Origin of the sequence: Alcaligenes sp. DN25, from assembly GCF_023674485.1 — a bacterium.
Taxonomy (GTDB): domain Bacteria; phylum Pseudomonadota; class Gammaproteobacteria; order Burkholderiales; family Burkholderiaceae_B; genus Alcaligenes; species Alcaligenes phenolicus.
The window spans coordinates 1,432,867-1,458,999 of record NZ_CP098408.1; the positions used below are offsets into that span (position 1 = coordinate 1,432,867).

General features: G+C 55.7%; 27 protein-coding genes and 3 tRNA genes. 13 read left to right on the forward strand and 17 right to left on the reverse strand.

The features are described 5' to 3' along the window. Nucleotides 1–13: 13 nt before the first annotated feature. From NBV64_RS06580 to pobA, 5 genes are all read right to left on the reverse strand, one after another. Entirely contained in the window at nt 14–1,465 is a 1,452-nt protein-coding gene (locus NBV64_RS06580) for an aldehyde dehydrogenase (protein ID WP_250756929.1), read from the reverse strand. 36 nt (nt 1,466–1,501) lie between these two features. Then, nucleotides 1,502–3,067 (reverse strand): FAD-binding oxidoreductase, encoded by a 1,566-nt coding sequence (locus NBV64_RS06585; protein ID WP_250756930.1) that lies wholly within the window; start codon nt 3,065–3,067, stop codon nt 1,502–1,504. Between the two features lie 10 nt (nt 3,068–3,077). Beyond that, a complete protein-coding gene (locus NBV64_RS06590) occupies nt 3,078–3,569 on the reverse strand; it encodes a hypothetical protein (RefSeq protein WP_021446850.1) in 492 nt (163 codons plus the stop codon). Between the two features lie 10 nt (nt 3,570–3,579). Beyond that, nucleotides 3,580–3,855, reverse strand: coding sequence for a c-type cytochrome (locus NBV64_RS06595; RefSeq protein ID WP_250756931.1), 276 nt, complete (start codon nt 3,853–3,855; stop codon nt 3,580–3,582). 125 nt (nt 3,856–3,980) lie between these two features. Next, complete coding sequence (gene pobA, locus NBV64_RS06600) at nt 3,981–5,150, reverse strand: 4-hydroxybenzoate 3-monooxygenase (protein ID WP_250756932.1); 1,170 nt, start codon at nt 5,148–5,150, stop codon at nt 3,981–3,983. Between the two features lie 683 nt (nt 5,151–5,833). Here pobA and NBV64_RS06605 point away from each other — a divergent pair. The 3 genes from NBV64_RS06605 to NBV64_RS06615 all read left to right on the forward strand — a co-directional run bounded on the left by NBV64_RS06605 (nt 5,834) and on the right by NBV64_RS06615 (nt 6,782). Next, nucleotides 5,834–6,109, forward strand: coding sequence for an aldehyde dehydrogenase family protein (locus NBV64_RS06605; protein ID WP_268750657.1), 276 nt, complete (start codon nt 5,834–5,836; stop codon nt 6,107–6,109). Between the two features lie 175 nt (nt 6,110–6,284). Beyond that, nucleotides 6,285–6,530: a hypothetical protein gene (locus NBV64_RS06610; RefSeq protein ID WP_009456095.1), complete on the forward strand. Its 246-nt coding sequence runs from the start codon at nt 6,285–6,287 to the stop codon at nt 6,528–6,530. Nucleotides 6,531–6,554: 24 nt separating this feature from the next. Then, the gene (locus NBV64_RS06615; RefSeq protein WP_250756933.1) at nt 6,555–6,782 is read left to right on the forward strand and encodes a helix-turn-helix domain-containing protein; all 228 of its coding nucleotides are present in this window, start codon (nt 6,555–6,557) and stop codon (nt 6,780–6,782) included. Between the two features lie 49 nt (nt 6,783–6,831). Here the strand turns inward: NBV64_RS06615 and NBV64_RS19135 are convergent, their stop codons facing one another. Next, on the reverse strand, nt 6,832–7,053 hold the full coding sequence (locus NBV64_RS19135; protein WP_082453594.1) for an aldehyde dehydrogenase family protein: 222 nt from the start codon (nt 7,051–7,053) through the stop codon (nt 6,832–6,834). Between the two features lie 56 nt (nt 7,054–7,109). Beyond that, entirely contained in the window at nt 7,110–7,544 is a 435-nt protein-coding gene (locus tag NBV64_RS06620; protein WP_250756934.1) for a hypothetical protein, read from the reverse strand. Nucleotides 7,545–7,849: 305 nt separating this feature from the next. On the opposite strand from NBV64_RS06620, the gene NBV64_RS06625 reads away from it, so the two are divergent. Then, nucleotides 7,850–8,908: a DUF1176 domain-containing protein gene (locus tag NBV64_RS06625; RefSeq protein WP_250756935.1), complete on the forward strand. Its 1,059-nt coding sequence runs from the start codon at nt 7,850–7,852 to the stop codon at nt 8,906–8,908. A 318-nt stretch (nt 8,909–9,226) separates the two neighbouring features. Here the strand turns inward: NBV64_RS06625 and NBV64_RS06630 are convergent. After that, nucleotides 9,227–9,302, reverse strand: a tRNA-Thr gene (locus NBV64_RS06630). Between the two features lie 111 nt (nt 9,303–9,413). Between NBV64_RS06630 and NBV64_RS06635 the strand changes: the two genes are divergently transcribed. Then, a complete protein-coding gene (locus tag NBV64_RS06635; RefSeq protein ID WP_250757221.1) occupies nt 9,414–9,797 on the forward strand; it encodes an MAPEG family protein in 384 nt (127 codons plus the stop codon). 104 nt (nt 9,798–9,901) lie between these two features. On the opposite strand, the gene NBV64_RS06640 is transcribed toward NBV64_RS06635, so the two are convergent. Together NBV64_RS06640 and NBV64_RS06645 are read right to left on the reverse strand one after the other, a co-directional pair. After that, on the reverse strand, nt 9,902–10,990 hold the full coding sequence (locus NBV64_RS06640; RefSeq protein ID WP_021446845.1) for an AI-2E family transporter: 1,089 nt from the start codon (nt 10,988–10,990) through the stop codon (nt 9,902–9,904). Between the two features lie 243 nt (nt 10,991–11,233). Continuing rightward, nucleotides 11,234–12,811 carry a Na/Pi cotransporter family protein gene (locus NBV64_RS06645; protein ID WP_250756936.1) on the reverse strand — a complete coding sequence of 526 codons (1,578 nt, stop codon included), beginning with the start codon at nt 12,809–12,811 and terminating at the stop codon, nt 11,234–11,236. A 217-nt stretch (nt 12,812–13,028) separates the two neighbouring features. Between NBV64_RS06645 and NBV64_RS06650 the strand changes: the two genes are divergently transcribed. After that, entirely contained in the window at nt 13,029–13,475 is a 447-nt protein-coding gene (locus tag NBV64_RS06650; RefSeq protein WP_021446843.1) for an IrmA family protein, read from the forward strand. Between the two features lie 115 nt (nt 13,476–13,590). On the opposite strand, the gene NBV64_RS06655 is transcribed toward NBV64_RS06650, so the two are convergent. Continuing rightward, nucleotides 13,591–13,666: transfer RNA gene (locus NBV64_RS06655), tRNA-Asn, on the reverse strand. A gap of 546 nt (nt 13,667–14,212) precedes the next feature. On the opposite strand from NBV64_RS06655, the gene NBV64_RS06660 reads away from it, so the two are divergent. Further along, nucleotides 14,213–15,355 (forward strand): porin, encoded by a 1,143-nt coding sequence (locus tag NBV64_RS06660; RefSeq protein WP_009456075.1) that lies wholly within the window; start codon nt 14,213–14,215, stop codon nt 15,353–15,355. Between the two features lie 259 nt (nt 15,356–15,614). Here NBV64_RS06660 and NBV64_RS06665 read toward each other — a convergent pair. Further along, a tRNA-Asn gene (locus NBV64_RS06665) sits at nt 15,615–15,690 on the reverse strand. A gap of 330 nt (nt 15,691–16,020) precedes the next feature. On the opposite strand from NBV64_RS06665, the gene NBV64_RS06670 reads away from it, so the two are divergent. Further along, nucleotides 16,021–16,941 carry a DMT family transporter gene (locus tag NBV64_RS06670; protein ID WP_009456073.1) on the forward strand — a complete coding sequence of 307 codons (921 nt, stop codon included), beginning with the start codon at nt 16,021–16,023 and terminating at the stop codon, nt 16,939–16,941. Nucleotides 16,942–16,959: 18 nt separating this feature from the next. Here the strand turns inward: NBV64_RS06670 and NBV64_RS06675 are convergent, their stop codons facing one another. Beyond that, nucleotides 16,960–18,183: a patatin-like phospholipase family protein gene (locus NBV64_RS06675; protein WP_021446842.1), complete on the reverse strand. Its 1,224-nt coding sequence runs from the start codon at nt 18,181–18,183 to the stop codon at nt 16,960–16,962. 122 nt (nt 18,184–18,305) lie between these two features. Continuing rightward, entirely contained in the window at nt 18,306–19,211 is a 906-nt protein-coding gene (locus tag NBV64_RS06680) for a LysR family transcriptional regulator (RefSeq protein WP_035268980.1), read from the reverse strand. Between the two features lie 100 nt (nt 19,212–19,311). Between NBV64_RS06680 and NBV64_RS06685 the strand changes: the two genes are divergently transcribed. Next, nucleotides 19,312–20,367 (forward strand): YeiH family protein, encoded by a 1,056-nt coding sequence (locus tag NBV64_RS06685; RefSeq protein ID WP_060186834.1) that lies wholly within the window; start codon nt 19,312–19,314, stop codon nt 20,365–20,367. Between the two features lie 230 nt (nt 20,368–20,597). On the opposite strand, the gene NBV64_RS06690 is transcribed toward NBV64_RS06685, so the two are convergent. Further along, on the reverse strand, nt 20,598–20,978 hold the full coding sequence (locus NBV64_RS06690) for a SirB2 family protein (RefSeq protein WP_021446841.1): 381 nt from the start codon (nt 20,976–20,978) through the stop codon (nt 20,598–20,600). A gap of 117 nt (nt 20,979–21,095) precedes the next feature. Then, on the reverse strand, nt 21,096–21,962 hold the full coding sequence (locus tag NBV64_RS06695) for an MBL fold metallo-hydrolase (RefSeq protein WP_250756937.1): 867 nt from the start codon (nt 21,960–21,962) through the stop codon (nt 21,096–21,098). Between the two features lie 74 nt (nt 21,963–22,036). On the opposite strand from NBV64_RS06695, the gene NBV64_RS06700 reads away from it, so the two are divergent. Genes NBV64_RS06700 through NBV64_RS06710 form a run of 3 tightly spaced genes read left to right on the forward strand, consistent with a single transcriptional unit; the run spans nt 22,037 to nt 23,202 of the window. Further along, on the forward strand, nt 22,037–22,363 hold the full coding sequence (locus NBV64_RS06700; protein WP_009456065.1) for an ArsR/SmtB family transcription factor: 327 nt from the start codon (nt 22,037–22,039) through the stop codon (nt 22,361–22,363). Next, nucleotides 22,353–22,781, forward strand: a complete 429-nt coding sequence (locus NBV64_RS06705; protein WP_250757222.1) for a YeeE/YedE family protein — start codon at nt 22,353–22,355, stop codon at nt 22,779–22,781. Before NBV64_RS06700 ends, NBV64_RS06705 begins: the two co-directional genes overlap by 11 nt. 10 nt (nt 22,782–22,791) lie before the next feature. Beyond that, nucleotides 22,792–23,202 (forward strand): DUF6691 family protein, encoded by a 411-nt coding sequence (locus NBV64_RS06710; protein WP_250756938.1) that lies wholly within the window; start codon nt 22,792–22,794, stop codon nt 23,200–23,202. An 18-nt stretch (nt 23,203–23,220) separates the two neighbouring features. On the opposite strand, the gene cadR is transcribed toward NBV64_RS06710, so the two are convergent. Beyond that, the gene (cadR, locus tag NBV64_RS06715) at nt 23,221–23,652 is read right to left on the reverse strand and encodes a Cd(II)/Pb(II)-responsive transcriptional regulator (protein WP_021446839.1); all 432 of its coding nucleotides are present in this window, start codon (nt 23,650–23,652) and stop codon (nt 23,221–23,223) included. A 78-nt stretch (nt 23,653–23,730) separates the two neighbouring features. Between cadR and NBV64_RS06720 the strand changes: the two genes are divergently transcribed. Beyond that, entirely contained in the window at nt 23,731–26,052 is a 2,322-nt protein-coding gene (locus NBV64_RS06720) for a heavy metal translocating P-type ATPase (protein ID WP_250756939.1), read from the forward strand. Nucleotides 26,053–26,133: the final 81 nt, after the last annotated feature.

The following is a 26,133-nucleotide window of genomic DNA, read 5'->3' on the forward strand; positions in this document are numbered from 1 at the left end:
CTGCAGGCCAGATTTATAAAGGATACTGGCGGGGGGTAGTCTGGACGGTAATCCAGCGCAGTTCGGTGAACTCATTGATGGCGGACTTGCTGCCAAAGCGGCCATAACCGCTGGCTTTCATGCCGCCAAATGGGGCTTGGGCTTCATCATGGACGGTAGGTCCATTGATGTGGCAGATGCCGCTCTGGATCTGTTTGGCAATGCGCAGACCACGGTTTACATCCTGCGTGAATACTGCTGCCGCCAAGCCATATTCGCTATCGTTGGCCAAGCGGATTGCCTCGCTGTCCTCACGGTAGCGGGTCATGGTGACGACGGGGCCAAAGGACTCCGTGGCATAGAGCTGCATGTCGGGGGTGACGTCATTGACGATCAGCGGATGCATCAGGGCGCCCTCGATGTTCAGGGGCAGCGGCAAGGAAGCACCTTTGGCAACGGCGTCCTCCACCAGAGCCTGGATGCGCTGGGCAGACTGGACACTTTCCAGATAGGCAAAGCGCGTGTCTGCCTGATCGGGTGAGCCAACCGGAATGGTCTTGATTTTGGCGACCAGTTTTTCCAGAAATGACGGGGCAATCGATTCATGCACAATCAAGCGTTCGGTTGACATGCATATCTGACCTTGATTGAAGTAAGCGCCAAAGGCAACACCGGCGACGGCCTGTTCCAGGTCGGCGTCCTCGCACACAATAACCGGTGCCTTGCCACCCAGTTCGAGCAGGACGGGTTTGAGGTATTTGGCGGCAGTTGCGGCGATGATCTTGCCAACTTTGGTGGAGCCGGTGAAATTGATGCGCTTGACCGCCGGGTGTGCAATGAGCTGCTCGACTACGGCAGGCGCATCTTCAAGGGCGTTGGTAATGACGTTGATCACGCCGGCTCCGACGCCTGCGTCATTGAGCACTTGTCCCAGCAGAACATGGGTGGCCGGACACTGTTCGGAGGCTTTCAGAATGACGGTGTTGCCGCAGGCCAGGGGCATGGCCATAGCACGAGTGGCCAGAATCACGGGCGCATTCCAGGGGGCGATGCTCACGACCACGCCGCAGGGGACGCGATAGGCCATGGACAGGCTGCCGGGCAGATCCGAGGGGATGATGGAGCCATCAATCTGCGTGGTCATGGCAGCGGCCTCGCGCAAGATGTTGGCCGATAAATGCACGTTGAAACCATACCAGGAGTCCGTCGAACCCGTTTCCTGACGTACTGTTGCGATAAATTCGGCCGCGCGCTCGTCCATGAGGTCAGCGGCTTTGAGCAGGCGCAGCCGGCGCTCGGTGGGGCCCAGGGCTGACCAGTGTACAAAGGCTTGTTCGGCGGCCTGCAGGGCGGCTTGCACATCCTCAGCTTGGGCGGCTGCCGCGATGGTCGCGGCTTGGCCTGTAACGGGGTTCTGGCGCGTAAATGTCCGTTGACCACTGGCGTCACGAAGCTGGCCATTGATCAATAGTTGACTGGTGTTCATTATGTCTCCTGCAATACTGCGGATAGATAGGCAAAGTTAAAACGGGTTGTTCAGGTCAATGCCGGATTTGCCCGGTGCCAGAATATTGTTCGGGTCCAGGGCGCGCTTGATCGCGTGTTCGACCTGGCGTTTCACCGTTCCGTATGATTGGGCGACCCGCTCCTGAAAGCGTGTATTGACCCGATACACGGCATACCCTTCTTTCTCGAACTCATCGAGCAGTTCATTAAAGCAGGCATCGGCTCGTGCTGTCTCTTGTGGATTGCTGCGATCGTAAAGCACATCGATGACATGGTGCATGTCTCGCCAGCCAACAATGAATTCACCGACGTAATCGAGCCCGTGCTTGTTCAAAATGGCCTTGGCCAGTGTTTTTTGCTTGTCGCACTCGCTGCCACGGGCCTGGCTGACGGGAGCGAACCACATGGAGCCACCACCTCCACGCCAGTTGTACAGGCCAAATTCCTGTAAATTGGGCACGCCCGACATCAGTTCGGCGCGGTATTTGAACGGTTGTGTGTCGCCGGCCTCTTCCTGGGTTACCAGCGTGCCTTTACCCATTTTCTTGACTGCTTCCTGGACAATTTTCCAGTTCACATCTACTTGTTCTTGTGTACCGTACAGGGCGGCGTAGACGTTCCAGGCTCCCAGGTTCTTGTCTTTCTGAATTTGCTTCAACACGCTGTCCGGGGTGGCGCCCGGTTCGCTCAGGTAGTCGCTGCGTCGGGTGTTGCAGGTAGCAGCTTCCCACAGAATATTGGCAATAACCACCGAGTTGGGGATAACCTGGGCAATGCGCAAGGGGCGAATCATCTCCACGATATCGGCAATATCGGCTTCTTCCTCGAATTTGATTTCAAAGGGTTTGTAGACCGGGGGTTTGGGCATGAGCCAAAACCCCATTTTGGTGCAAATGCCGTAATTGGCCTGGGTAAACATGCCGTCCAGCGTTGGGCCATATCCCCATTTGAAAACCTGCCAGGCCTTGTCACCTGGAACACTGCCCATTCCGGTACGCAATACCTGGCCGTCGGCCAGCACCAGCTCCATGCCGCATTGCATCATGAAGTGTTCGCCGTACGGGGTATAGCCCACGCCACGATCCATCGTATTGCCCAAAGGGCCGGCAATGGCCGAGGGCGCAGAAAAGGACAGCATGAGAGGAATGTTGTTGTCCTCCAGATAGTCGTAGAGCTGCTGATACGTCACCCCGGGTTCGACCAAAGCGGTGCACAGATCAGGGTCCACATGGAGGATCTTGTTCATTTTTTTCAGATCCAGCACCACCTGGCCCCGTTGTCCGGGCGCGGCCGAGCCATAACCGAAGTTGCGCCCAGTGGAAATGGTCCAGATAGGGATCTTGTATTCGTTGCAGATCTTGACGATCTGCTGTACCTGTTCCACGCTAGTGGCCGACAGCACCGCCGAGGGCGTATGCGCCTCTTCGGAGACCGACATCATGATTTTGGTGTAGGGCTGAATCTGTGCCGATTCCAGCAGGACATTTTCCTTGCCCAACAAGGTCTGGAACTGGGTCAGCGCCTGTTGAAACTGGGACTGATCTACCCCTTTGGGTAGCACCATTTGTTTGTTGTTTTGCACGACCCCCTCCTTAAATTTCGAGCATGAACGACACGTGATGGCCGTTTACGTAGTGTGTGTTTTGAATGGCAGATTGTATGGGTGCGGCCCCGGCCAAGGCAGCGCCCAGACCTTGGCTGTCCCGGGTGCTGAGCTGTGCGTGGTGGGCCTGCCAATGCAGACGGCCCTGAGCGTTGCGCAGCAGATCGATCACAATGGTGGCGCTGGCATCATCGACCAGCCCCAGGATTTTTTTAGGCCCTGTCTGCTCTAGCAGGGTTTGCCATTGGCGCAGAAAGGACAAGTCGGTGCTGGTGTACAGCACCTGGGGGGCTGACGCAGGCTGGTACGCCTGTACGCCACTGAGAAAGGCCGACGCGCATTGGCCCGGCGTAAGAATGACATGCAGGGGCGGCGCTTGCTGTACACGGTTTGCCCAGGCAGTGGCGGACGAACCCAGGCTGCCCAGGGCCGATCCTGTCAGTACCATGCCTTTGAGAACCTGACGACGTTGACTGTTCATGCCAGGCTCCTTATTTGCTGGTAGCGCTGGCGGGCACCCGGGCCGGGGAGGTGGACAGATACTGACCTAGCTCCTTGAGGGTGGCATCGTTGATATGGGTCTGCGGAAAGGCAGGCATGGCTCTTAGGCCGCTGCGCACAATAATGGCAAAGAACTCGGGCGGAAGCTGCCGGCCTTTCAGTTCCGGGCCAATTCCTGCTTCGTGACAGTAAATACAGGTTTTTTCGTAGGTTTTCTGCCCCAGTGTCTTTGCTTGTTCGGCGGCAGCGCTTGTCGAAAAACACAAGCTCCCCAGCCCCGCCAATGTCAGCAAGCGAGCTGTTCTGAGAGCGTGGCAAGTGAAGCCTTGTATTGCTGGCCTGTGGTAAGCCATATCCGTCTCCTGGTTACGATTGATTTTGATGTTTTTTGTTAGTAGGGAAGGCCAACATAGTTCTCGGCAAGCAGGCGGGCGCCGTGCTCGGAGTTCATCAGTTGATTAAATTCGGCTGCCTGAAGCTTGTGATCCCAATGACTCATGTCCGGGAAAGTATGCATCATCCGGGTCATGTACCAGGAGAAACGTTCCGCTCCCCAGATACGTTTCAGACAACGATCTGAGTAGTTCTCTATTTTTTCGCGGCACTGGTTCTGGTAGAAGTCCAGCAGCGCCTCCGAGAGATACAAGACATCACTGGCGGCCAGATTCAGGCCCTTGGCCCCAGTGGGAGGCACAATATGGGCTGCATCACCTGCCAGGAACAGGTTGTGATGGCGCATGGGTTCGGTCACGAAGCTACGCAACGGAGCAATGCTTTTTTCAATGCTGGGGCCAGTGACCAGGTTGGCAGAACGTGTCGGCCCCAGGCGGGTGCGTAGTTCGTCCCAGAATCGCTCATCGGACCAGTCTTCTACCTTGTCACTCAAGGGCACTTGAAGATAGTAGCGGCTGCGTGTTTTGGAACGCTGGCTGCAAAGCACAAAGCCGCGCTCATGCTTGACATAGATCAGTTCGTCGGAGACCGGGGGGGTGTCTGCCATCAGGCCCAACCAACCAAAGGGATACACACATTCGTAGGTTTTCAGGATATCGGCCGGAATGGTGGGGCGTGATATGCCATGAAAGCCGTCACAGCCCACGATGAAGTCGCAGTCCAGACGGTGCGCCTTTCCTTCGTGCTTATAGGTGACATAGGGGTGGCTGCTTTCCACTTCATGCAAGGCCACATCTTGGGCTTCATAGACAGTTGTCGCACCGATCTTTTCACGCGCTTGCATCAAGTCGCGGGTGACTTCGGTCTGGCCATAGACCACGACATGGCGATTGACCAGTTTTTCAAAATCGACTCGGAACGAGGTGTTGTCGAACACCAGTTCGCAGCCATTGTGCACCAGGCCATTTTTTTTCAGATTATCGGTGACACCAGCCTGTTCCAGGGCATCGACGGTTACGCTTTCCAGCACACCGGCCCGAATGCGGCCCAGAACATAGTTTCCCGTTTGACGTTCAAGAATGACGTTGTCGATACCGTTTCGGGACAAGATTTGTCCCAGCAGCAAACCGGACGGGCCTGCTCCGATAATAGCTACCTGAGTTCGCATTTTTTTCTCCACCAAGATGTTGCTGTGTTGCTCGCTATTTGGCGTATTGTCGTGAAAAAATCAGCAGGCAAATACATCGAATATGTACTAGCAGCTATGCGTTTTTGTGCGAGCAGCCCATTTTGAGTAGCGGACTCAATTCTAGATGTTCTTTCTGCGCTCATCGGCATCACACAGGATGTTTTCAGGCTGTAGTTACTATAAAAAAGAAAGGAGTTGCTCCATGCACTTAACCATTCGCGCGTCCTTGCTCGCCGCGGGCATCTTATGCACCTCTATTCCTGAGTCTCAAGCCTAACGAGCTCTATTGTGAAGAGGGTACTGAGCTCAATGCTGATCTGGCCGTGTCTTTGGTATTTTGAGCAGCAAGCATAACTTTATAGATCGCCCGGACCGTATTGGCGCTGGCTCTGTTTTCGGTAGCCTGGGCTTGGTCAGCTCTGGCACTTAGGGCGACGGTGACCCTGGCGGTTATTCCATAGGGAAAGAAAGGCGTGCCAGTTTTGAGGATGCGTATTTGGGGTAGTGCTCGGAGGACTTGCTTCCCTGCTTGGGCCAGGATGGCATTGATATTTCCTTCGGTCGGCAAAGCATGACGCTTGCCCAGGAGGGCTGGTGGTATGACGCTGCCGCTAATCCAGGCAGAGGTATGGGCAGGGTGTTTGACCGAGGTGGCGCTTACTATGTGGGCCCTTGTCATTCTTTTGCCTAGACAGCTGTTTTCCGTTTGGGCGGCAGCGGCTCCGACCATGAAACCTGTCCCTCTGGAGTTGGGTGGCAAGTCCTCCACTGTTATTTCGGCTGATGCTGATGTGAGCCGAGCAGTGCCTGGTGCGGCCGCTGCTGTTTTCTTCAATTCTGGTCAAATATGTACAGTGGGCTCCCGCTTGCTGATTGATGCCGCGGTATATGAAGAAGTGATCGCGGGTGGTCGGGCTGGTTCGCTCCAGCCTGGGTGAGGGGGCAGTGGATTGGCTGGCGGCGATATGATTGATGAGGCGGGATGAGATTTGATCAGCCCCCGTTTTGACGGGGTATCGCGTGAAATGCCCGTTATACGTGGGGAAGTATCTGGACCAGTGGTCTGTGCCTTGCGTATCGGGGAGCCCGCGGGCTACGCTGGATTCGTTTGGCATGTTTCAAGGCCATTGGCAAACCAGAGCATCCCTGCATGTAATGGCTCAGGCTGAGACCACGACGCTTAGTCACTGGATTCAGAATCGGGCCATTTGGCCGCGCAGTCAGGATACCCGGCTCAAGTCTGTGCTGGAATGTCATTTGCCGGACCTGATGGGGCCAGAGATTACGGTGGCGAAAGCTGTGACAGAGCAAGTAGAGGAAGCGATTGCCCGGCGTTTGGGGCGTGCGCCGGTAGATTGAGATTCCATTACTTTGGTTCTGGGGATGTCGGCTCGATCTTTGCGTCGACGCTTGATGGAAGAGGGGGCATCTTTTCATAGCGCATCGCAGACCGTTCGCCAGGAGCGAGCACAAGCCATGTTGCAGTCTGCTGACCAGCCTTTGTCCGTCGTTGCCGAGCAGCTTGGTTATTCGGATACCGTGACTTTTTCGCGCGCCTTCAAAGAGTGGACGCGGGCTTCCCCGCGTCGTTTCTCCAGGCGGCAAAGCTGAGGCTGGTTTTTTTATCCCTTTTCAGCTCCGCCGTTGATGCTTGCCTGGCTCAAACAGCAAACCCAGGTTGCGGTAAGCTGTTTTGCACCGTGATGGCTTTCAGTTCCGAGTATATGTTCAAGGTTTCACGGCAGTGCTCGCGTCCTATGCCGCTTTCCTTCATGCCACCAAAGGGCGAGCCGCTCCTCAAGTTGAGGTATCGGTTGATCCAGACGTAGCTCTGGATACAAGCCAGGTGCCAATTTGTTGGACGGTCTATGAGTGCCTTCACCCCGTTAAGGCTCGTCCCTGGAAACAGCGCGCAGGCTGTAAGCCCCGGGCTGGTTACTACCTGAGCTCACGTACCTTGCAGCGAGTCTTTCCTTGCTCGTCCTCTCGGCAAGAGGTAGCTGCGGTGCCGTCGGCATCAAAATAAATCCCCATATTCTCTTTCTTGTTGTTGGGCGGGCCGAAGCGATTGGCCGGGTTTCTGTTCTGCTCAAGCTGGGGCAGGCGGTTGCGCTCAAGTTGCTGTTCTCGTGCCGCTTGGCGAGCCTTTTCCTCATTGCTCATCGCCTTCTGGAAGTTTCTGCTGAACTCCGAGTCCTTGGCCGGATCTTTAGGTGTGGCTGCCGAGGGACTCGCTTCGCGTGGCATGACGGAGGTCGAGCGCAGCTTTTTAAGGTCTTCAGTCGTGACGGAAAAATCCGGAGAAGCCGCGTGGCTGGCAACGGCGAGGAAACTGAGCAAGCCAACTGCAATAGGGTTCAGATATTTGCGCATCAGAATTTACTCGACGTGGATGAGGTTTGATTATCTATCGTTTGATAAACATGGCATGGTTTTTTTCTGCATTCTATACAGAGGATTGACACGAGCACAAACGGAAACAGGGCGAGCCAGGTGCCTGTGGCTTAGCCAGATAGCGACAAGCCTTGCAAGGGGACGATTGAACAGAATAATGTCACGAACACAGGCGGTCAGACGTTTAATGTGGTTTTCTGACATGGACTTGGGAAAACGCATTTAGCCTTGCCGCGACGTAATATGTGCTGTGTATCCAGATAACACCTTAGGGAGGAGAGAAAATGAGCGGGCAAAAACAAGATTACAGTGCGTTTTTTTCAGTACGAACAGCCGCCATATCGCTAGTACTTTGTATGGGAGGTGCAGCGGCTAATGCTGCGTCAGTGGCGTTTTCTCATAAAGACTGGGATCTACGTTGCGATAACACGCTAACCTGCCGCGCCGCCGGTTATGCGGCTGAAGGTGAAGAGCTGGGCTCAACGGTGTTATTGACGCGTAAAGCGGGCAGTGGAGAGCCGGTGGCAAATAGAGTCATGCTTGCACATTACGACGATCCCGAGTGGCCAAAAGGCTCAGTGCCAGAACTTGTTATTGCGGGCCGTAAAGCCGGTTCACTGAGTGTTGCGGGTGACGAGTCTTGGCAAATGAGTGAGGCGCAGTTAGCCCAGTTTTTGGCAGCCTTGAAAAAAGACGCCGTAATTTCCTTTCGTGGGAATGGCAGCACTTATGCATTCTCGGGGGCAGGTTCCAGTGCCGTCTTGTTGAAAATGGATGACGTTCAAGGACGTGTCAATACGCCAGGGGCTATTCTGCGTAAAGGGAAGGGCAGCGAGTCTACGGTCAAGGCACCTATTGCTGCGCCAGTTATCAACCGTGCCCCGGTAGTGGATAAAAGCTTGCGCCCCATGACAGCGCAAGAGGATGCCTTGATTCGGCCTGTGCTGTTGAAGGTACTTGCCGCTGATGAAGAGCAATCCTGTAGTGCTGACATGCTGTCCGAGCCATGGGAAATCGCACGATTGAATCAGCAGTTCTCCCTGGTTGGCGCGCCTTGCTGGTTAGCCGCTTACAACGGAGGGGCAGCCTATTTTGTGATCAATAACAATATGCAGTCTGCTCCGGTGTTAGTGAGTACCAGCGCCACTGATTACGATAATGGAATGATCTCGTCCAGCATGAAGGGGCGGGGCTTGGGCGATTGCTGGAGTTACGAGGCATCGGTCTGGGATGGAACCGACTTTGTTGAAAGTGAACGCGGCGACACCGGGCGCTGTGCTCTGATTCGCGCTGGGGGGGCCTGGAATATTCCGGAGCATGTCAGCCAAGTGGTCGGGCCGTGAGGTTATAAAAAAGCTACCGACGTGGCCTTGGAGTACTGATCCCCCGGCTTTCGAGCCTGGGGGTTTATTTTTTTGGTTCTCAGCTCGGCAATGATGTGTTGGTGAGCGGAGAAACCTAACGGTTTCTGGGCTGGCTTGCTATGGCCGCTGCATGTTTGGCATTGCTTGCCATATGCCCATTTGCATGAGGCTAGCCGTGGGGCTTTTTTGGGGCCGTCTATGTGAAATATTTGAAAGCAGGCGATTAATTGCTTCTGATGTTAAACCATTGATTTAACTGAGTTATTGATTATTTTATTTCAATGGTTTTAGATTAGCTGGTGCCGATGAAAGGAATCGAACCCTCGACCTTCTCATTACGAATGAGCTGCTCTACCGACTGAGCTACATCGGCTAACCTAAGAAGATAAGTATATCCTGTTTTTTTCGGGTTTGTAAATTCTGCGCACGCATTTGGGCTGCGGCGTGCTATGTTGGGCGTTTTCAGCCTGTGAAGGGGACGATGATGCTGGGGATCAAGATCAGTTTGGTGGTAGCGGCTTTCTTGCCTTGGTTGGCGGCGATTTGTGCCAAAGCCGGTGGGGCGGGCTTTACGAATCATGAGCCTCGTCCGTGGCTGGCCAGCCTGTCGGGCTGGCGTGGTCGGGCCAATGCGGCGCAGGCCAATGCGTTTGAGGCCTTGCCGTTCTTTTACGCGGCTGTCTTGCTGGCCTTATGGTCGGGGGCGGATGCCTTGAGCGTGCAGAACCTGATGATTTCCTGGATTGTGCTGCGCGTGCTGTATTTGCTGATGTACATAATGGACAAGGCCACCTTGCGTTCGCTGGTGTGGTTCCTGGCCTTGGCCGTCAATATCTGGATTGTGTTCCTGCCCGTGCTGCGGACTTGATGAAATGAATAAGGGCCTGTTCTGTGCTTTTGATCAAGCATGGAACAGGCCCTGGGATTGCTTGCTTGGACTATTGGCAGGCCAGTCGCAAAGCTGGCCTGTTTTTATTTGCCGTTGCTATCTTGCTCTTCCGCTTCCACGCGGGCGCTGACGGCCGAAGGGAACAGGTCCCAGCAGGCAATGAACATGGCGGCGATCAGCGGGCCAATCACAAAGCCGTTCAGGCCGAAAATCGACAAACCGCCCAGGGTGGAGATCAGGATCACGTAGTCCGGGATCTTGGTGTCTTTACCCACCAGCAGGGGGCGCAGCAGGTTGTCTACCAGGCCGATTACCAAAATACCAAAGGCGGTCAGGATGATGCCGGGGACGTAGTGGCCCGAGACAAAGAAGTAGATGGCAACCGGAGCCCAGATCAGCGAGGCGCCCACGGCAGGCAGCAAGGACAGCACGGCCATCAGCACACCCCAGAACAGTGCGCCTTGAATGTCCAGGAACCAGAACATGACCCCGCCCAGCGCACCTTGGGTGGCTGCCACAGCGATATTGCCTTTGACGGTAGCGCGTACCACAGTGGTGAATTTGCGGAACAGATGGGTTTTCTGGCCCTCGCTCAGAGGGATCAACTGGCGGTAATGACGACCCAGCTCCACGCCATCGCGCAGCAGGAAGAACAGCATGTACAGCATGATGCCCAGGCTGACCAGGAACTGGAAGGTGTTCTGGCCGACGTTCAGGGCTTGTTTCGTCAGGAACTGGCCGCCTTGCACGGCAAACTCAGAGAACTTCTCTTGCAGGGATGCAAAGTCATGCAGACCAAAACGAGCGGCAAAATCCGTCACGCTAGGAGGCAGGGCATTCAGTATTTTTTGCAGGTAGGCGCCCGGATTGAGCTGACCGCTATTCATCAAATCGTACAAAGAGGCGATTTGTTGAACCAGGGAAATGGAAATCAGGATGACCGGAATAATGACGATCAAAATGATGACCAGCAAACTGATCAGGGCAGATAGAGACCGCCGGCCTTTGGTTTTAGCCAGCAGTTTGCGTTGCAAGGGGGTAAACAAGATAGCCAGAACGGCACCCCAGAATATGGCGCCATAAAAGGGAAGAAGTATCCAGACAAAGGCAGCGGATACAGCGGCCAGCAAAAGCAAAAAGGTATGGAATTGTAGATTTGGCCGGGTGGACATGGAGTTTTTCCATTAGCGTGAATTTGAGCCGATTGTAAGGGGGAATCCTTACTATGAGCGTGAATCTTGGTATCTGTTTATTGGGTTTCTGTGGGCTTTAAAACACGCTTGTTTTGCATATTCTTGTCATATGAGTTTTGCGCGGCAGGAGAGCCCCAAAAGTTGCTTCAAGTATGAAGGGTAAGCTGGGGGCGCCTGCTTGCGGGTAGCGGCGCCAGCCGGGTTGATGTATGGGCTTGGGGCTTATTGCTCCGGTTGGCGAGCCCGCTGCAAGTAATAGCTGCTGCGCCAGACATGCTGGCTGCTGCGTTCGAACCAGCGATGGGTGTCTGTGATGCGCAAGGTGCGTGAGACATCATCATGGCCTTGTGGCGCGGCTAGAAGCTGACTGCGAACGGCGTTTAACAAGTCGGCCAGGGCCTGGGCTCTGGCTTGTACTTGCTCCAGCCAATCAACAGGGGCTTGTCCGTGCAGGCTTTGCTGCGCCAGGGTATTGAGCTCTGTGGCCAGGGTTTGAGCTTGCTGGTAACGATTGTCCTGCAGGTCCGTGCTGGGCGGATGTTGCAGTCGGCTGCGCAGGCGCTGCATATGGTCAATGGTGTGCAAGAGCGCGCTGATACGGGCGGCAACGGCGGGATCATCGGCTGCGCTGGGGATGCGCAATACAAATTCGTAGGCTTGATCCAGGACTGTCTCGATTTGCTGCAGGTCGGCAGTGGCGGTGCTGGGGCGGCTCATGTTCAGACTGTGCTGATACAGGTTCAGCAGGCGCTGGGCCAACTCTTCCAGGGTGCGTTGTGTGGTTTCCAGGGCCAGGGCCGGTACTTGCAGCAAGCTGTCGTCCAGATGGTGCTGGGGGCGGGCAGCCCGGTCGGGTACCAGGCCTTGTACCCAGCGAGCAAACTGCTGGGTAAAGGGCAGGCACAAGGCAGCCCCCAGGCCGATGAACAGGCTGTGAAAGGCTGCCAGTCCTAATGCACCGGGAGGAACGTTGATGTATGAGCCTGTGGCATACATGGCTTTCAGGAACAAGGGCAGGATCAGCAGCCCCAATAGACCGGCAATAACGTTGAACAGAATGTAGGCAATGGCTGTGCGTTTTGCGTAAATGGTGCCACCGATCGCAACCAGTACGCCGGTCAGGGTGGTGCCTATGGAGGCTCCCACGACAATGGCGGCGGCCTGGTCAAAGCTGACGGCACCGGCATCCAATGCGGTCAAGGTCATGGCGATTGCGGCGGTCGAGGATTGCAGCACGGCGGTCAGAGCCAGGCCGGTCAGCATGATCAACAGGTGTGCGCCATAGCCTCCTGTTGGCATATGGGCCAGGCTGAAGCTGGCTGCCAGCCCTTGCATGCCGTCTTGCAGCATGCCCAATCCAAGAAATAGAGTGCCAAAGCCTGCCAGTGCCCGGCCCAGCTCCTTATAGCGACCGGGGGCAAGCAGTTTGAGCAGGGCACCCAAGCCGATCAACGGCAGGGTGTAAAAGCCCAGATTCACTTTCAGCCCCAGACCCGAGATGATCCAGCCGGTGGCGGTATTGCCCAGACTGGCACCGATGACTACGCCTATGGCTTGTGTAAAGGAAATCAGGCCTGCACTGACAAAACCAATCAGTGTGACGGTGGTGGCGGTAGAGGATTGGGCCAGCGCGGTAATCAGGGCGCCGGAAACAAAGGCCTTGATGGGCCTGCCGGTAAACGCCAGCAGGATCTGCTTGAGAGAGCCACCCGCAAAAGCCACCAGTCCTTCGGACAGCAGCATCATGCCAATCAGGAAAAGGCCAAGCCCCCCTAAAAAGGGGAAAAGAGTATCAAGCATAAAAGAGTGCAAGCAGCGAAATAATCGGCAGGTTCCGGCGCGACAGACCGGGATAGAAAACGGGATGCTGCATTATCGCCAGTTACGCAGCCTATGGAGTGAAATACTTCAGTGTTGCAAACTGGACGTTTCTGGAAGCGTATGTTGCAAACACAGCGGTTATTCTCTTTTTTGTGTATAAGAGCGCTTGGGTTTCTATGGCAAAAGAGAGGGCAATGTGGATTTTCGTAAAAGTGTGAAGCTGGCTGCAGGGGCCATGCTGCTGGGTGGTGTGGTTGCTGGCCAGGCACAGGCGGTGCAGATGTGGCATTCCGATACGGTCTTTGCGAATCAGGGAATGTGCGCTGCGAACTTTACTTTTGATTCCCAAATGGAGCCGGTGCAGCAACTGAGGGTTCATATTCAGGTGCTAAGCAAGAAGAACAATAAGCTGGTGGCCGAGGATGTGATCGAGGTGGACGATTTTGGAAGTTCCAGTGCCGATCGCTATGCCACTGGTTATTGGTATAACGAAATCGCTTGCGATCAGAATTTGCGAGTGGTGGTGACGGGGGCGACTGCAGTGATGAATGGCGAGCGTGTTGATTTGTTGGCCAAGGATCTGCTGGAAGTGGAGAACTTCGTGCCGTATGAGATCAGCATTACACCCGCAGGAGCCAAGTAAGCGATTCTGGATAGTGATCTTGCAGACAAGGCTTCTTGAGCAATCAAGAGGCTTTTTTCATGAGTCCAAATGTAGAAAAGCCCAGCTACTTGCGTAGCTGGGCTTTTTGTATTTTTGGCTCCCCGACCAGGGCTCGAACCTGGGACCTGCGGATTAACAGTCCGTCGCTCTACCGACTGAGCTATCGGGGACCAGCAAAGAAAATAATTATAGGGTAGGGCTATCGAGATTGTAAAGAGGTATTTTTTGAGAAATTCATTTTCATATACGCAAAACCGGATGCGGCCTTGGCAATAGGCGTAAATCCTGATTTTTTCATTGGAAACATACCGTCTGGTCAATAAGGCTCATGAGCCTGGTTTGTTGCAAATGGTTGCAAGCCTTTTGTTTATTGGCTTTGCGACCGTTTAGCCCATTTTTTGCTGAATTCTCTGTAGGTGAAAAACTAGGGAAAATGCGTATTAAACCCAGTAAACACGCTGGATTCAGTTTATTGACACCAATATTGTTTATGTCTGAAATATAAATGCTTGCAGTATATGTGCCTCAACTATCAAGCCCCTTTCATCCCTGTTTCAGGGCTGATCTGTTGAGCAGTTTTGCTTCAAGAAATAGGAGGGGGTGCAGGGGATTGACGTCGGGAAATCAGCTTTTCAGGCGGTGGGACCCAGCACTTGATCAAGAGCCGGACAACGATAAGAAATCCGGCATTCAGACGTTTACAGAGAACAGAGAACATGAAAAAAACTATCTTGGCAGCCATGTTGATGCCTGTGTTGGCGGTTCCCGCATACGCCGCATCAAACGTGACCTTGTACGGCGTGGTGGATACAGGCCTGGGCTACGAGCAGTGGAAAGGGAGCGACCTGAAAGGTGGCGCAGAGAAACAAAGCCGTTTTGGTCTGTACGATCAGGGCTGGATGGGTAACCGCTGGGGCCTGATGGGCAGTGAAGATCTGGGGGGCGGTCTGAAAGCGAACTTCATGCTGGAAAGCGGCTTTGATCTGAGTGATGGCAATATGCGCCAGAACCGCTTGTTTGGTCGTCAAGCTACCTTGGGTCTGAGCGGCGAATCCTGGGGGCGTGTGGATCTGGGCCGTCAAACCACTGTGACTTCCCTGTACGTTGCCGGTGTAGCCAGTCCCTTTGGTGGCAACGGCTATCAGTACGGCGTGGGTGCTGCATTTGATGCGGCCAACACGGTTCGTTACGACAATATGGTCGCCTACCAGAGCCCCGAGTTCTCCGGCTTCCAGTTCGGTGCTGGCTATTCTTTCAATACCAACGGCGCACAAAAGTGGGATCGTAGCGGTTTGACTGGCAATACCATCAACAGCGACGACGCTAACGTGAAAGCCTTTAGCGTGGCCATGCGTTACACCAATGGTCCTTTGAAAGCGGCCTTGAGCTTTGACCAGGCCCGTTATGGTTCGGCTCGTGAGCAAGGCGGCAACCTGGTTGCGGCTGAAAGCGGCAATGTCAGCGCCTGGAACCTGGCTGCCAGCTACAAATTCAGCTTTGCTACCTTGCACGCTGCTTTTGGCCAAAGCCGTAACGGTTACATCGGTGGCTCGCTGCAAACCGAACAGTTTGGTCCCGGACTGCACAAAGACCTGAAGGTTAACTCCTACGCGCTGGGCGTGACTGTTCCTGCAGGCAAGGCCGGCTCGGTTCTGGCTTCCTGGACCATGGCTGATCCACGCTCGACTCCACGCAGTACTGATGATGCCAAGACCCAGCACGTATTTAGCGCTGGCTACCTGCACAACCTGTCCAAGCGCACCAATCTGTACGCGATTGGCTCCTACGCTCGCAACATCGGCTACTACAGCGATCTGAAGAGCACGGTTGCCACGGTCGGTATCACGCACCGTTTCTGATCTTTCTGACTGATTCTGCCAGCTCCGGGTCGACGTAGTGCGTTAGCAGCGGCGGCATCGTCCCGGGCAGGGGCTAGGTCAGGGGAAAAGAGCCACAGCGGGGCGGCATCAACATGCAGTCCCGCTGTCTTTTTGGCTAAAGGATTTTGTTTGTCAAAATGTTAATGGCGCCGCTGCGTTGTTATCGGACAGACGCATTTTGCAAGGACAAAAAAATCAGCCCAAAGCAAATGCTATGGGCTGATTTCAATGGTTTTCTTGGCTCCCCGACCAGGGCTCGAACCTGGGACCTGCGGATTAACAGTCCGTCGCTCTACCGACTGAGCTATCGGGGACCAGAGAAAAAGAATATAGCATGTATTTTGCGAAATGTGCAAGTTTTCATGGAGGAACAGCACAAAAGTTTTGGCATGTTGGTGCTGTTTTCACGGGTGGGCAGACTAAGTCTTTGTCTTTATTGAGGAGTTGGTTCGACATCGTGTCATTCGCGATCTTCCGGTTTTGGAGACTTGTGCACTCTAGTGGGCCATTGGCTGCGATATTGGCAGGGTCAACGTGGCCGCTGCCAGAAGCAAAGAGTAGAATCGACGGCTTGTTGACTCTTTTTTCGCTGGGGCCAGCAGCTCTTGTGCTGACGGTGTCGCCCTGCAAAGTGATGAATTCCCATGCAAGCTAGTCAAAGCTCCAGTGCGCAGCGCAGTTCCTTTTTAATTGGACTGGCCCTGTCGGGGGGCGGCTCTATTCTTTTCTCCGCCAAAGCGGTGGTTGCCAAGCTGACCTATCAATACGATGTCAACGCCTTGACCGTTATTGGCTTTCGAATGCTCTTGTCGCTGCCTTTCTTTCTGGCTATTGCCCTTTGGCAAGTGAAGAAAGTACGGCAGGGCAAGCTGGCCGCACTGACTGGTCGTCAGAAGCTGGAGCTGGTGGTGCTGGGCTTTCTGGGCTATTACCTGGCCAGTTTGCTGGACTTTATCGGCCTTGAATATATTTCGGCAGGGCTGGAGCGGCTGATTCTGTTTTTGTCGCCTACCTTTGTGCTGATGTTCTCCGCCATCTTTCTGAAACGACGCATTCTGCCCAAACAATGGCTGGCTCTGGCGCTGGCCTATTTAGGGGTAGGGCTGGTCTTTGTGCAGGACTTGAGCCTGACCGGCGATGATGTGCTGCTGGGTGCGCTTTGCGTGTTGGGTTCGGCCATTTCCTATGCCATCTACCTGATTGGTTCGGGCGAGCTGCTCAAGGCCATTGGTTCTACACGGCTGGTGGCTTATGCCATGTCCTTCTCGGCGGTCTACACCCTGATTCACTTTTTTGCCGTGCTGGGCTGGCAGGGGCTGGTGCAGCCTGCGCCGGTCTATGGCCTGTCCATGATTCACGCCGTCTGCAATACGGTTTTGCCGACCTTTATGACAATGTGGGCAGTGGAGCGAGTAGGCGCGCCCATGAGTGCTCAAATGGGGCTGATTGGCCCAGTTTCGGTTCTGTTTCTGGCGAACTGGTTTCTGGGGGAGCCGATTACGCTCATGCAATTGCTGGGTACGGCCTTTGTACTTAGCGGCGCGATGGTCTTGAGCCGCCGCTAAGTCTCGGCACAGGCTGGCTTACTTGCCGTTGTTGGCCAGCCGTTTTTCGATTTCGTCGCGGTGCACGTCGTAGGTGGTGAAACCGGCCAGGTTCTCCGGCATGTTCAGCTTGTCTCGATGGATCAGCGTCTGGCGAATATCATCCAGACCGCTACGCCAGTGCTCGCGCATGGTCATGCGACCAAACTGATAGTCCTTGTAGTGCTGCTCGTAGGGCTGGTTGCGGTAAATCAGGTGCACCACGTTGTAGCGCTTGTTGCTGGCCAGCTCTTCGGCCAGGCGGCACGGCAACAGGTCTTTGCGTTGATCTTCGGGGATCAGGGGGAGCAGCTCTGACAGGATATGACGCATGTACTGCGAATGACGCATGTCCTCGGTCACCATACGGGTACGGCTGGAGTAGCGGATCTCGTTCAAGCGGTCGCTGACTTCACCCATATTGTTGGGTACCGGGCCACGCGCACTCCACAAGTCCACTTGAAAAACCAGAGTGTCCCGGCGGGGTGACTGATCCAGCACATAAGAGAGCGGCGTATTGGAAACCAGACCGCCGTCCCAGTAATACTGACCATCAATTTCCACGGGGGCGAAAGCCGGAGGCAGGGCACCCGAGGCCATGAAGTGTTCGGCTCGCAAGGTAGTGCGATGGTTGTCAAAGTAAACAAAGTTGCCCGTGCCTACATTGACAGCACCTACCGAGATGCGCTGACGCTTGTCGTTGATGCGATCAAAGTCACATAAACGTTCCAGCGTGTCTTTCAGGGCGCTGGTGTCGTAATAGCTGGCACCTTCGGGCACGCCCGGTGTGGCTTGCATTGGAGGGGGGAAACGGGGGCGGAAAAAGCCACGCTGTCCCAAGACCAGGGCGTTGCTGGCATTGAAGGCGCTGATGGCCTCACGCATGACATCGTTGATACCAAAGAGGGCACGCTCCAGGCAGGCTGGGCTGGACCAGCCATAGTAGGGCTCGCAAATGGTATTCCAGAACTCCCGCAGGCGTTCTACCTGCCGCTCGGGGGGATTGCCCGCAATAATCGCGGTGTTCAAGGCCCCAATTGAAATCCCGGATAAACAGTCTGGCTCGATTCCTGCTTCCAGCAAACCTTCATATACACCGGCTTGATAGGCTCCCAAAGCGCCGCCGCCTTGCAATACCAGGGCTACCGTTTCGTAGGGTGGCAAATAAGAGGGGCGGGCAAAAGCGGGGACATCTTGCGCTTGTGGCGTAGGAACAGTGTTCATGGCATCACTCGGTTCAAGAGGTGGGCAGGAGAGCGGGACTTATGGTCCCTTCTGTTTGTGCTGCACTGCAGCAAGAATAGCATTGCTGCGGGTGTCAACCATCATCAGAATGCAAACTTGCGTCAAGTTTCCGATGCGCTTGAACCGGACTCCGGGCTGTGTACATGTTCCGCAAAAGCGCTTAACACCTGGCTACGGTAGCGTTCTTTATGCAGGACCAGGGACAGGCGGCGCTTCAAATCCAGAAAAGGGGTGTCCAGGATGCGTAGTCGCTGATTGGCAACAGCATCCAGGGTAGCTGCCTGTGGCAGGCAAGCCAGGCCCAGTCCGGCGATGACCGCCTGTTTGATGGCTTCTACCTGACCCAGCTCCATCAGCACATGGCCGCCGGGCAGCACATTCAAGGCTTGTTCGGTCAGCGCTCGGGAGGCCGAGCCACGTTCGCGCATGATCCAGCTCATGCCCGCAAAGTCCTGTTTTTCCAAGGTGGCCTTGGTAGCCAGCGGGTGATCGGGGGCGGCGCAGACGACCAGCGCATCTTCGCGCCAGATCCAGGTTTCCAACTGAGGGTGATTGACCGGGCCTTCCACGCAGGCAATGTCGCAGCCATGTTCCAGCAACTGATTGATGATGTTGGCCGTGTTGTCCACCGACACATGCAGGGACACGCGCGGGTGCTGGCGCACAAACTGCCCCACCAGATCCCCAATCAGATAGTTGCCGACGGTATTGCTGGCCCCGATGCGGATTTCACCACGCAACTCGCTTTCTTCCTGCTGGCTTTGCATCTCCCGCAGGCGTTCCAGAATTTCGCGAGCGTGTGGCAGCAATTGCTTGCCGCGGCTGGTCAGCTGCATGCGCCCCGGCGTGCGTTCAAACAGGGGACAGTCCAGCTGCTTTTCCAGCTCGGCCAAGGCCATGCTGGCGGCAGGTTGGGACAAGTGAATCTGGGCGGCGCAAGCACGCACGGTGCCCAAGGTGGCAATGCCTACGAACACTTCCAGTTGTCTGATGCTGATCGCATTCATGATAAATAAAATTGATACTTACGATAAGTAATAATGAATTTTTTAATACTCGGGGTCAACCTAAAATTACTTTTACTTATTACATATCTGGAATGACGAGATGAGCAGTGTGACCGATTTACCAGCAGGAAGCACGACCCTGAAGGCACAGGGCAAATCGGGTTTCTCTCTGAAGCCGTCGCGTTGGTGGGGTTTTTTACTGGCGGTGGCCGTGGGTGTGGCCGCTATGGGCCTGGGTAAAGTGTGGCCTTTGATTGGCGGTCCGGTTTTTGCGATTGTCTTGGGCATGGTATTGCGTAACAGCATGGGCGTGGCTACGGTGTTTCAGCCCGGTTTGCGCTTTTCGTCCAAGGTATTGTTGCAGTGGTCGATTATTGGTCTGGGTTTTGGTTTGAGCCTGCCGCAAGTGATGCGTACCGGTATGGATTCGCTGGCGGTGACCCTGGTGACCTTGACGGTGGCGTTTGTGACGGCGCTGGTGCTGGGCCGAGCCTTGGGGATTCCTTCCAAGCTGCGCACCCTGATTGGGGTGGGGACAGCGATTTGTGGTGGCTCGGCCATTGCAGCGGTCACGCCTATTCTGAAGCCTGAGGAACATGAAACCGCACTGGCGATTTCCACCATTTTTATCTTCAATATTGTGGCCGTGCTGATTTTCCCCTTGGCCGGTCACATGATGAATATGTCGGACGCAGGTTTTGGGGTGTGGGCGGGAACCGCCATCAACGATACGTCTTCAGTAGTGGCAGCAGGCTATAGCTACAGCCGTCAGGCCGGTGACCACGCCACTATCGTCAAGCTGACTCGGGCAACCTTGATCATCCCGATTTGCCTGATTCTGGCGGGTCTGGAAGTGTGGCGTTCGCGTCAGGCTGGTCGGGATTTTGACTTGATGCGTGTGTTTCCCTGGTTCATCGTCTGGTTCATGGTGGCCTCGGCTCTGCGCTCGCTGGGTTGGGTGCCGGTGGAGTGGCTGGAACCCCTGCGTTTTCTGGCTGAGTTCCTGATGGTGCTGGCCCTGGCAGCTATCGGTTTGTCTTCGGACTTGCGTGTGATGGCCCGAGCGGGCGTGCGGCCTGCCTTGCTGGGCTTGGGAGTCTGGATCGCAGTGGCGGTCAGCAGTTTGCTGGTACAGCGTTGGATAGGTGTCTGGTAAGACAGGTATGTAAAAAGCCCCTGTCAGTGGAAGATAACTTTCACTGACAGGGGCTTTTTTGTCGCCGGGCCGTCCCAAGACAAAAAGCTCCCCTTCGGGGGGCAGCAAGCCGTAGGCGTAGCGTGGGGGCTTTTTTTGTCGCCGGGCCGTCCCAAGACAAAAAGCTCCCCCTCGGGGGGCAGCAAGCCGAAGGCGTAGCGTGGGGGCTTTTTTGTATGTGGGCTACTGGTTTAGACGAACCAGGACGCCGGGCTGCGATTCAGCGCCACGCCTACGATATAGGCAAAGATGGCAATCGCAATCAGGGCTGCCACGCCGCGGCTAAAGGCGGTTTTACCGCGCTTGATGGCATAGCTGCCCACCACAATGTAGACCACCAGCAACACAATCTTGGTCAGCAGCCAGGGCTGGTTGGCGGCTGCGCCCAACATGCCGGCCAGCGCCAGACCACAGACCAACAAGACGGTATCGATGACATGCGGGGCAATGCGCACAAAGCGATTCTGCAAACAGGATGATCCGCTGACTGACCAAAAGGCCCGAATAATGAAAAACAGAATGCTCAGCCCGGCGGCTGTCATGTGCAAGTGTTTGAGGGCCACGTAAGTCATGCCAGTTATTTCCTTCTGAAGTTCAGGGTGCAGAAAAGGGCAGTATACGCAGGCTGAGCCTTAAAAGTTTTTCTACGTCCGAGCCTGTGTCTGCCCGGACGCAAAAAAAAGTCATATTCAAAGCAGATTGACGGGCAGTTTCAGATAGATCTGACCATTGCTTTCTGGTTCGGGAAAGTGTCCGGCGCGGATATTGACTTGAATGGAAGGCAGGATCAGGCGTGGCATGCCCAGGGTTTTATCGCGTGCGCGGCGGCGCTCGCAAAACTTTTCCTGGCTGATGCCGTCGTGTACGTGGATGTTGCCGTCCTTCTGCTCCTGAACCGTGCAGTGGAACTGGGGCTCCCGTCCTTCAGGCGGATAGTCGTGGCACATGAACAAGACCGTATCTGCGGGCAGGGCCAGCAGGCGCTGGATGGATTCATAAAGCTGGCTGGCGCTGCCGCCCGGAAAGTCGCAGCGGGCGGTACCGACATCGGGCAGGAACAAGGTGTCGCCCACAAATACGCCCAGACCTTGAACGTGATAGGCCATATCTGCCGGGGTATGACCGGGCACGTGCAAAGCCTGCACTTGAATGGCGCCGATCTGGAACGGTTCCTGATCCTTGAACAGCGTATCGAAGGGTGTGCCGTTGGCCTGTATTTCGGCCTCTATATTAAAGATGCGGCTGAACGTGGACTGCACTTGCTTGATGTGTTCGCCAATGGCTATTTTCCCGCCCACCTGTTCTTGCAGCCAGACCGCAGCGGACAGATGGTCGGCATGGGCATGGGTTTCCAGAATCCATTGCACCTCCAGCTGATGCTGGCGCACAAAGTCCACGACCTTCTGGGCAGACACGGTGCTGCTGCGGCCGGAGGCGGCGTCGTAGTCCAGCACCGAGTCAATGATGGCGCATTCGCGTTGACCTTCGGCATAAACCACGTAGGTGAACGTGGATGTGTCCGTATGAAAGAAGCTGGCGACCTGGGCTTGGAGCATGTCAGACCTCTTGTTGCTTAAAAAATATGAAAAGATATTATATAATAATATATATTGTATTTTTGTAGAACGTTATGAATCAAACCGAACTGGAAGCCCTGCGACAGGTAGCGGGCCGAGCCAGCAGCTTGCTGGGCAGCCTGGCCAACCCTGACCGCCTGATGATTCTGTGCACGTTGGTGCAGGGCGAATGCAATGTGGGGGAGCTGGCGCAACGCAGTGGAATTTCACAACCTACTTTATCCCAGCAATTGACGGTTTTGCGGCGCGAAGAGCTGATTGCCAGCCGCAAAGAGGGCAAGTACGTCTATTACCGCCTGGAAAACCCGGCGGTGCTGGCTGTCATGCAAACTTTATATGGAATTTTTTGTGCCCCAGGAGGCATTGATGATCGCAATTGACTGGAGTTCCTTTACCCCATGGAGCGCCTTGTTTGGCGGCGCCTTGATTGGTTTGGCGGCCGCGGTGCTGGTGCTGTTCAATGGTCGGGTGTTTGGCATATCCGGCCTGCTGTCGGGCACCTGGAGCGGGGAGGCGGGTGACAGGGGCTGGCGCTGGATGGCCTTGCTGGGCCTGGCGGCGGCACCCTGGCTGTACCGCCTGGCCGGGGAAACCGTACCTGTCGTGCAGCCGCAGCCCTGGATGTGGGTGGTGGTAGCCGGTTTGCTGGTGGGGTTCGGAACCCGTTTGGGTTCGGGGTGCACCAGTGGTCATGGTGTGTGTGGTCTGTCGCGTTTGTCGCCCCGTTCTTTGGTGGCAACGCTGACGTTTATGGCCAGCGGCTTTCTGACCGTGTTTGTCTTGCGTCATTTGATCTAAGGAGCCCGCCATGCACTATTTCATCGCTTTAGTTTCCGGTCTGATTTTTGGCTTGGGTTTATTGATTTCCGGCTTGGCCAACCCCAGCAAGGTGCTGGCGTTTCTGGATCTGGCCGGAGCCTGGGACCCGTCTTTGGCCTTGGTAATGGCCGCGGCAATTGCGGTGGCGATTGTGCCGTTCAGTCTGGCACGCCGTCGTCCTTGTGCTTTTGTGACTGGCCAGCCCATGAATCTGCCCAAGCAGCGTCAAATAGACCGTCCTTTGGTGTTGGGTGCTTTGATTTTCGGCGCTGGTTGGGGTGTGGCAGGTTTCTGCCCCGGACCGGCCATTGTGCTGGCTGCGTCGGGCGCACCGTTGGCTATTTTGTTTCTGGTCGCGATGCTGATCGGAATGTGGGCGGCAGGGCGGGTGCGTAGCTAAGGACCACGTCACACCGCCTTAGCCCAAATGGGTTGTGGGAGCCGGGACTTGATCCGGCTCCATATTCACCAATCCCTGCAAAATGCCGCAATGCTCCAGGCCACCGGCCTGTCCGCAGCGGTGACGCAGTTCAATCAGTTGTTTTTGCAGGTGTTCCAGCTCGGCAATGCGTACGGCCACATGCTCGATGTGTTCATCCAGCAAATCGTTGACCGGGGCGCAGTCTTGCGCTGGGCCGTCCATGAATGCCAGCAGGCCGCGAATTTCTTCGTGTGTCATATCCAGGCTGCGGCAGTTGCGAATAAAACGTAGCCGTTCCAGGTGGATACTGCGGTACAGGCGGTAGTTGCCCTCGCTGCGCTCCGGCTCGGGCAGCAGCCCAACTTTCTCGTAATAGCGGATGGTTTCCGTGTTGCAGTGGCTTTTTTCCGCCAACTCACCAATTTTCATTGCTTGGCCTCCAAAGGGCTTGACCTTGTAGTTACTTTAGGCTTTCTACTGGTCCCATGCAAGAAGCGAGGAACTGCTATGACATCAGCTAACAACACATCAAAGCTCGGCGTGGGGCAGTGCACAACATCAGCCTGCCAGACCGAGCACGTACATGACCATAGTCATGATCACGCCCATGCGGCGGGCGATCACAGCAACGAGCATAGCCATGATCACGATCACAGCCATGCAGAACAAGCGTCGCACTCCCACGAGGGGGCGTGCTGCTCGGCACCCGCATTTGGCCCATCGGTGACCTTGGCGGCCAGTACCTCCACTCGTCTGGTCGTGCATATTGCTGATATGGACTGCCCGGCGGAAGAGAACATGATTCGCTCCGGCCTGAAAAAGCTGGATCAGGTGCAGAACCTGGGTTTTGACCTGATGCAGCGTGTGTTGACCGTAGACCACGTGGATGGTGCCCGTGACAAGGTGCTGGGCGCGTTGCGCGGCCTGGGCTTTGAACCCCGCATGGCCGATGAAGAGCCTGTGAAGCAGGTATCGCCCAAGCAAGGTTTGATTCGCATTGCCGGCGCCGTGGTGCTGGCTTTGGCCGCCGAGATCAGTCACTGGCTGGCGGCCCCCGAGTGGCTGGTGATTGTTCTGGCTCTGGCCGCGATTCTGTCCGGCGGCGTGCAGGTCTACAAGAAGGGCTGGATTGCGCTGCGTAATGGTCAGCTCAATATTAATGCCTTGATGAGTATTGCCGTTACCGGCGCGGTACTACTGGCCCAATGGCCTGAAGCCGCCATGGTGATGTCCTTGTTCAGCCTGGCTGAGTGGATTGAGGCTCGTTCCCTGGACCGCGCCCGTAATGCGGTGGACAGCCTGCTCAAGCTGGTTCCGGATGAAGTGCTGGTCAGTGCCGATGGCAAGGATTGGCAGCGTGTACCGGCCAATCAGGTGCAGGCAGGCTGGCAAGTGCGTGTGGCCCCTGGGGAGCGTTTTGGCCTGGATGGCAAAGTTCTGCAAGGGCTAAGCACGGTTAACCAGGCTCCTATCACGGGTGAAAGTGCCCCCGTGGACAAAGCGCCCGGTGACGAAGTTTTTGCAGGCACCATCAATGGCATGGGCGAACTGGTGTATCAGGTCCAGGCCGCGCATGATGAAACCTTGCTGGCCCGTATCACACGTTCGGTTCAGGAGGCCCAGGCCAACAAGGCTCCGATTCAGCGCTTTGTCGACCAGTTCTCTCGCATCTACACCCCGCTGGTTGTGGTGGCGGCAGCCTTGATGGCTGTGGCCTTGCCCTTGATCTGGGGTGTGAGCTGGTCGGAGTCCGTATACCGCGCTCTGGTTCTGCTGGTCATTGCGTGCCCTTGCGCCCTGGTGATCTCCACGCCTGTGGCCGTAGTCAGTGCCCTGGCCAGTGCCGCGCGTGCCGGTATTTTGATTAAAGGTGGCGTGTATCTGGAGCGGGCTCGTCAGCTACGGTACTTGGCCGTGGACAAGACCGGCACCCTGACCTTGGGCGAGCCTTCCTTGAGCGAATATGGCAGCCTGCGTCCAAGCCTGTCAGATAGCGAAGTGCTGGACATGGCCGTTGCTCTGGCCGAGCGTTCGGATCATCCTGCCTCGCAAGCGATTGCCCGTGGCCGTGTGGCATCGGGTCTGGTGCGCCTGGATCAATTCGAAGCTTTGGCGGGTAATGGTGTGCAAGCACAAGGCACGACTGGCCAATTGCGTCTGGGCAAGCGTAGCTGGGTGCTGGGGCAGAACAAGGCTGAGTCCAGCCAGGCCGAGCAGCAAGCGGTAGAGAGCGGTGCCACCATGGTGTATCTGGGTGACGAGCACGGTCTGCTGGCCTGGTTCGCCATGATGGATACGCTGCGTCCCACCACCAGCCAGGCGATTCGCGATCTGCAAGCGCAGGGCGTTCAGGTGGAAGTGCTTTCGGGCGACCACGAGCAAGCCGTGCGTCATGTCGCCCAGCAAGCCGGAATCAAGGATTTCCGAGGTGGCTTGCTGCCACAGGACAAGCTGGACCGTATCGAGGAAAAACTGGGTAATGGTCTGGTGGCAATGGTGGGTGATGGCATTAATGATGCACCCGCCCTGGCTCGTGCCGATGTGGGTATCGCAATGGGAGCTTTGGGTTCGGACATTGCCATCGAGACCGCTGACGTGGCCTTGATGGACGATGATCTGGGCAAGATTGCCTTGCTGATGCGTCAGTCTCGAGCCTTGCATGCCGTGTTGTGGCAGAACATCAGCCTGGCTTTGGGTATCAAGGCCGTGTTCCTGGTGATGGCTCTGACCGGACAAGCCACCATGTGGATGGCCGTGTTTGCCGACGTGGGTGCCAGCTTGCTGGTGGTGCTGAACAGCTTGCGTTTGCTGCGCGCCCGCAACCCTTGAACTCCGTGTTCGTTGTCACTGAGCCCCACCTCTTTGAGGTGGGGCTTTTTTTATCGCTGGGCCGTCCCAAGGCTCGGCGCC

Coding starts and splice junctions, on each gene's coding strand:
- NBV64_RS06580 (WP_250756929.1), bottom strand. CDS start 1,465: ATGAACACCAGTCAACTATTGATCAATGGCCAGCTTCGTGACGCCAGT.
- NBV64_RS06590 (WP_021446850.1), bottom strand. CDS start 3,569: ATGAACAGTCAACGTCGTCAGGTTCTCAAAGGCATGGTACTGACAGGA.
- pobA (WP_250756932.1), bottom strand. CDS start 5,150: ATGCGAACTCAGGTAGCTATTATCGGAGCAGGCCCGTCCGGTTTGCTG.
- NBV64_RS06605 (WP_268750657.1), top strand. CDS start 5,834: ATGTGGGCCCTTGTCATTCTTTTGCCTAGACAGCTGTTTTCCGTTTGG.
- NBV64_RS06610 (WP_009456095.1), top strand. CDS start 6,285: ATGTTTCAAGGCCATTGGCAAACCAGAGCATCCCTGCATGTAATGGCT.
- NBV64_RS06615 (WP_250756933.1), top strand. CDS start 6,555: ATGTCGGCTCGATCTTTGCGTCGACGCTTGATGGAAGAGGGGGCATCT.
- NBV64_RS06620 (WP_250756934.1), bottom strand. CDS start 7,544: ATGCGCAAATATCTGAACCCTATTGCAGTTGGCTTGCTCAGTTTCCTC.
- NBV64_RS06625 (WP_250756935.1), top strand. CDS start 7,850: ATGAGCGGGCAAAAACAAGATTACAGTGCGTTTTTTTCAGTACGAACA.
- NBV64_RS06635 (WP_250757221.1), top strand. CDS start 9,414: ATGCTGGGGATCAAGATCAGTTTGGTGGTAGCGGCTTTCTTGCCTTGG.
- NBV64_RS06640 (WP_021446845.1), bottom strand. CDS start 10,990: ATGTCCACCCGGCCAAATCTACAATTCCATACCTTTTTGCTTTTGCTG.
- NBV64_RS06645 (WP_250756936.1), bottom strand. CDS start 12,811: ATGCTTGATACTCTTTTCCCCTTTTTAGGGGGGCTTGGCCTTTTCCTG.
- NBV64_RS06660 (WP_009456075.1), top strand. CDS start 14,213: ATGAAAAAAACTATCTTGGCAGCCATGTTGATGCCTGTGTTGGCGGTT.
- NBV64_RS06670 (WP_009456073.1), top strand. CDS start 16,021: ATGCAAGCTAGTCAAAGCTCCAGTGCGCAGCGCAGTTCCTTTTTAATT.
- NBV64_RS06675 (WP_021446842.1), bottom strand. CDS start 18,183: ATGAACACTGTTCCTACGCCACAAGCGCAAGATGTCCCCGCTTTTGCC.
- NBV64_RS06680 (WP_035268980.1), bottom strand. CDS start 19,211: ATGAATGCGATCAGCATCAGACAACTGGAAGTGTTCGTAGGCATTGCC.
- NBV64_RS06685 (WP_060186834.1), top strand. CDS start 19,312: ATGAGCAGTGTGACCGATTTACCAGCAGGAAGCACGACCCTGAAGGCA.
- NBV64_RS06690 (WP_021446841.1), bottom strand. CDS start 20,978: ATGACTTACGTGGCCCTCAAACACTTGCACATGACAGCCGCCGGGCTG.
- NBV64_RS06695 (WP_250756937.1), bottom strand. CDS start 21,962: ATGCTCCAAGCCCAGGTCGCCAGCTTCTTTCATACGGACACATCCACG.
- NBV64_RS06700 (WP_009456065.1), top strand. CDS start 22,037: ATGAATCAAACCGAACTGGAAGCCCTGCGACAGGTAGCGGGCCGAGCC.
- NBV64_RS06710 (WP_250756938.1), top strand. CDS start 22,792: ATGCACTATTTCATCGCTTTAGTTTCCGGTCTGATTTTTGGCTTGGGT.
- cadR (WP_021446839.1), bottom strand. CDS start 23,652: ATGAAAATTGGTGAGTTGGCGGAAAAAAGCCACTGCAACACGGAAACC.
- NBV64_RS06720 (WP_250756939.1), top strand. CDS start 23,731: ATGACATCAGCTAACAACACATCAAAGCTCGGCGTGGGGCAGTGCACA.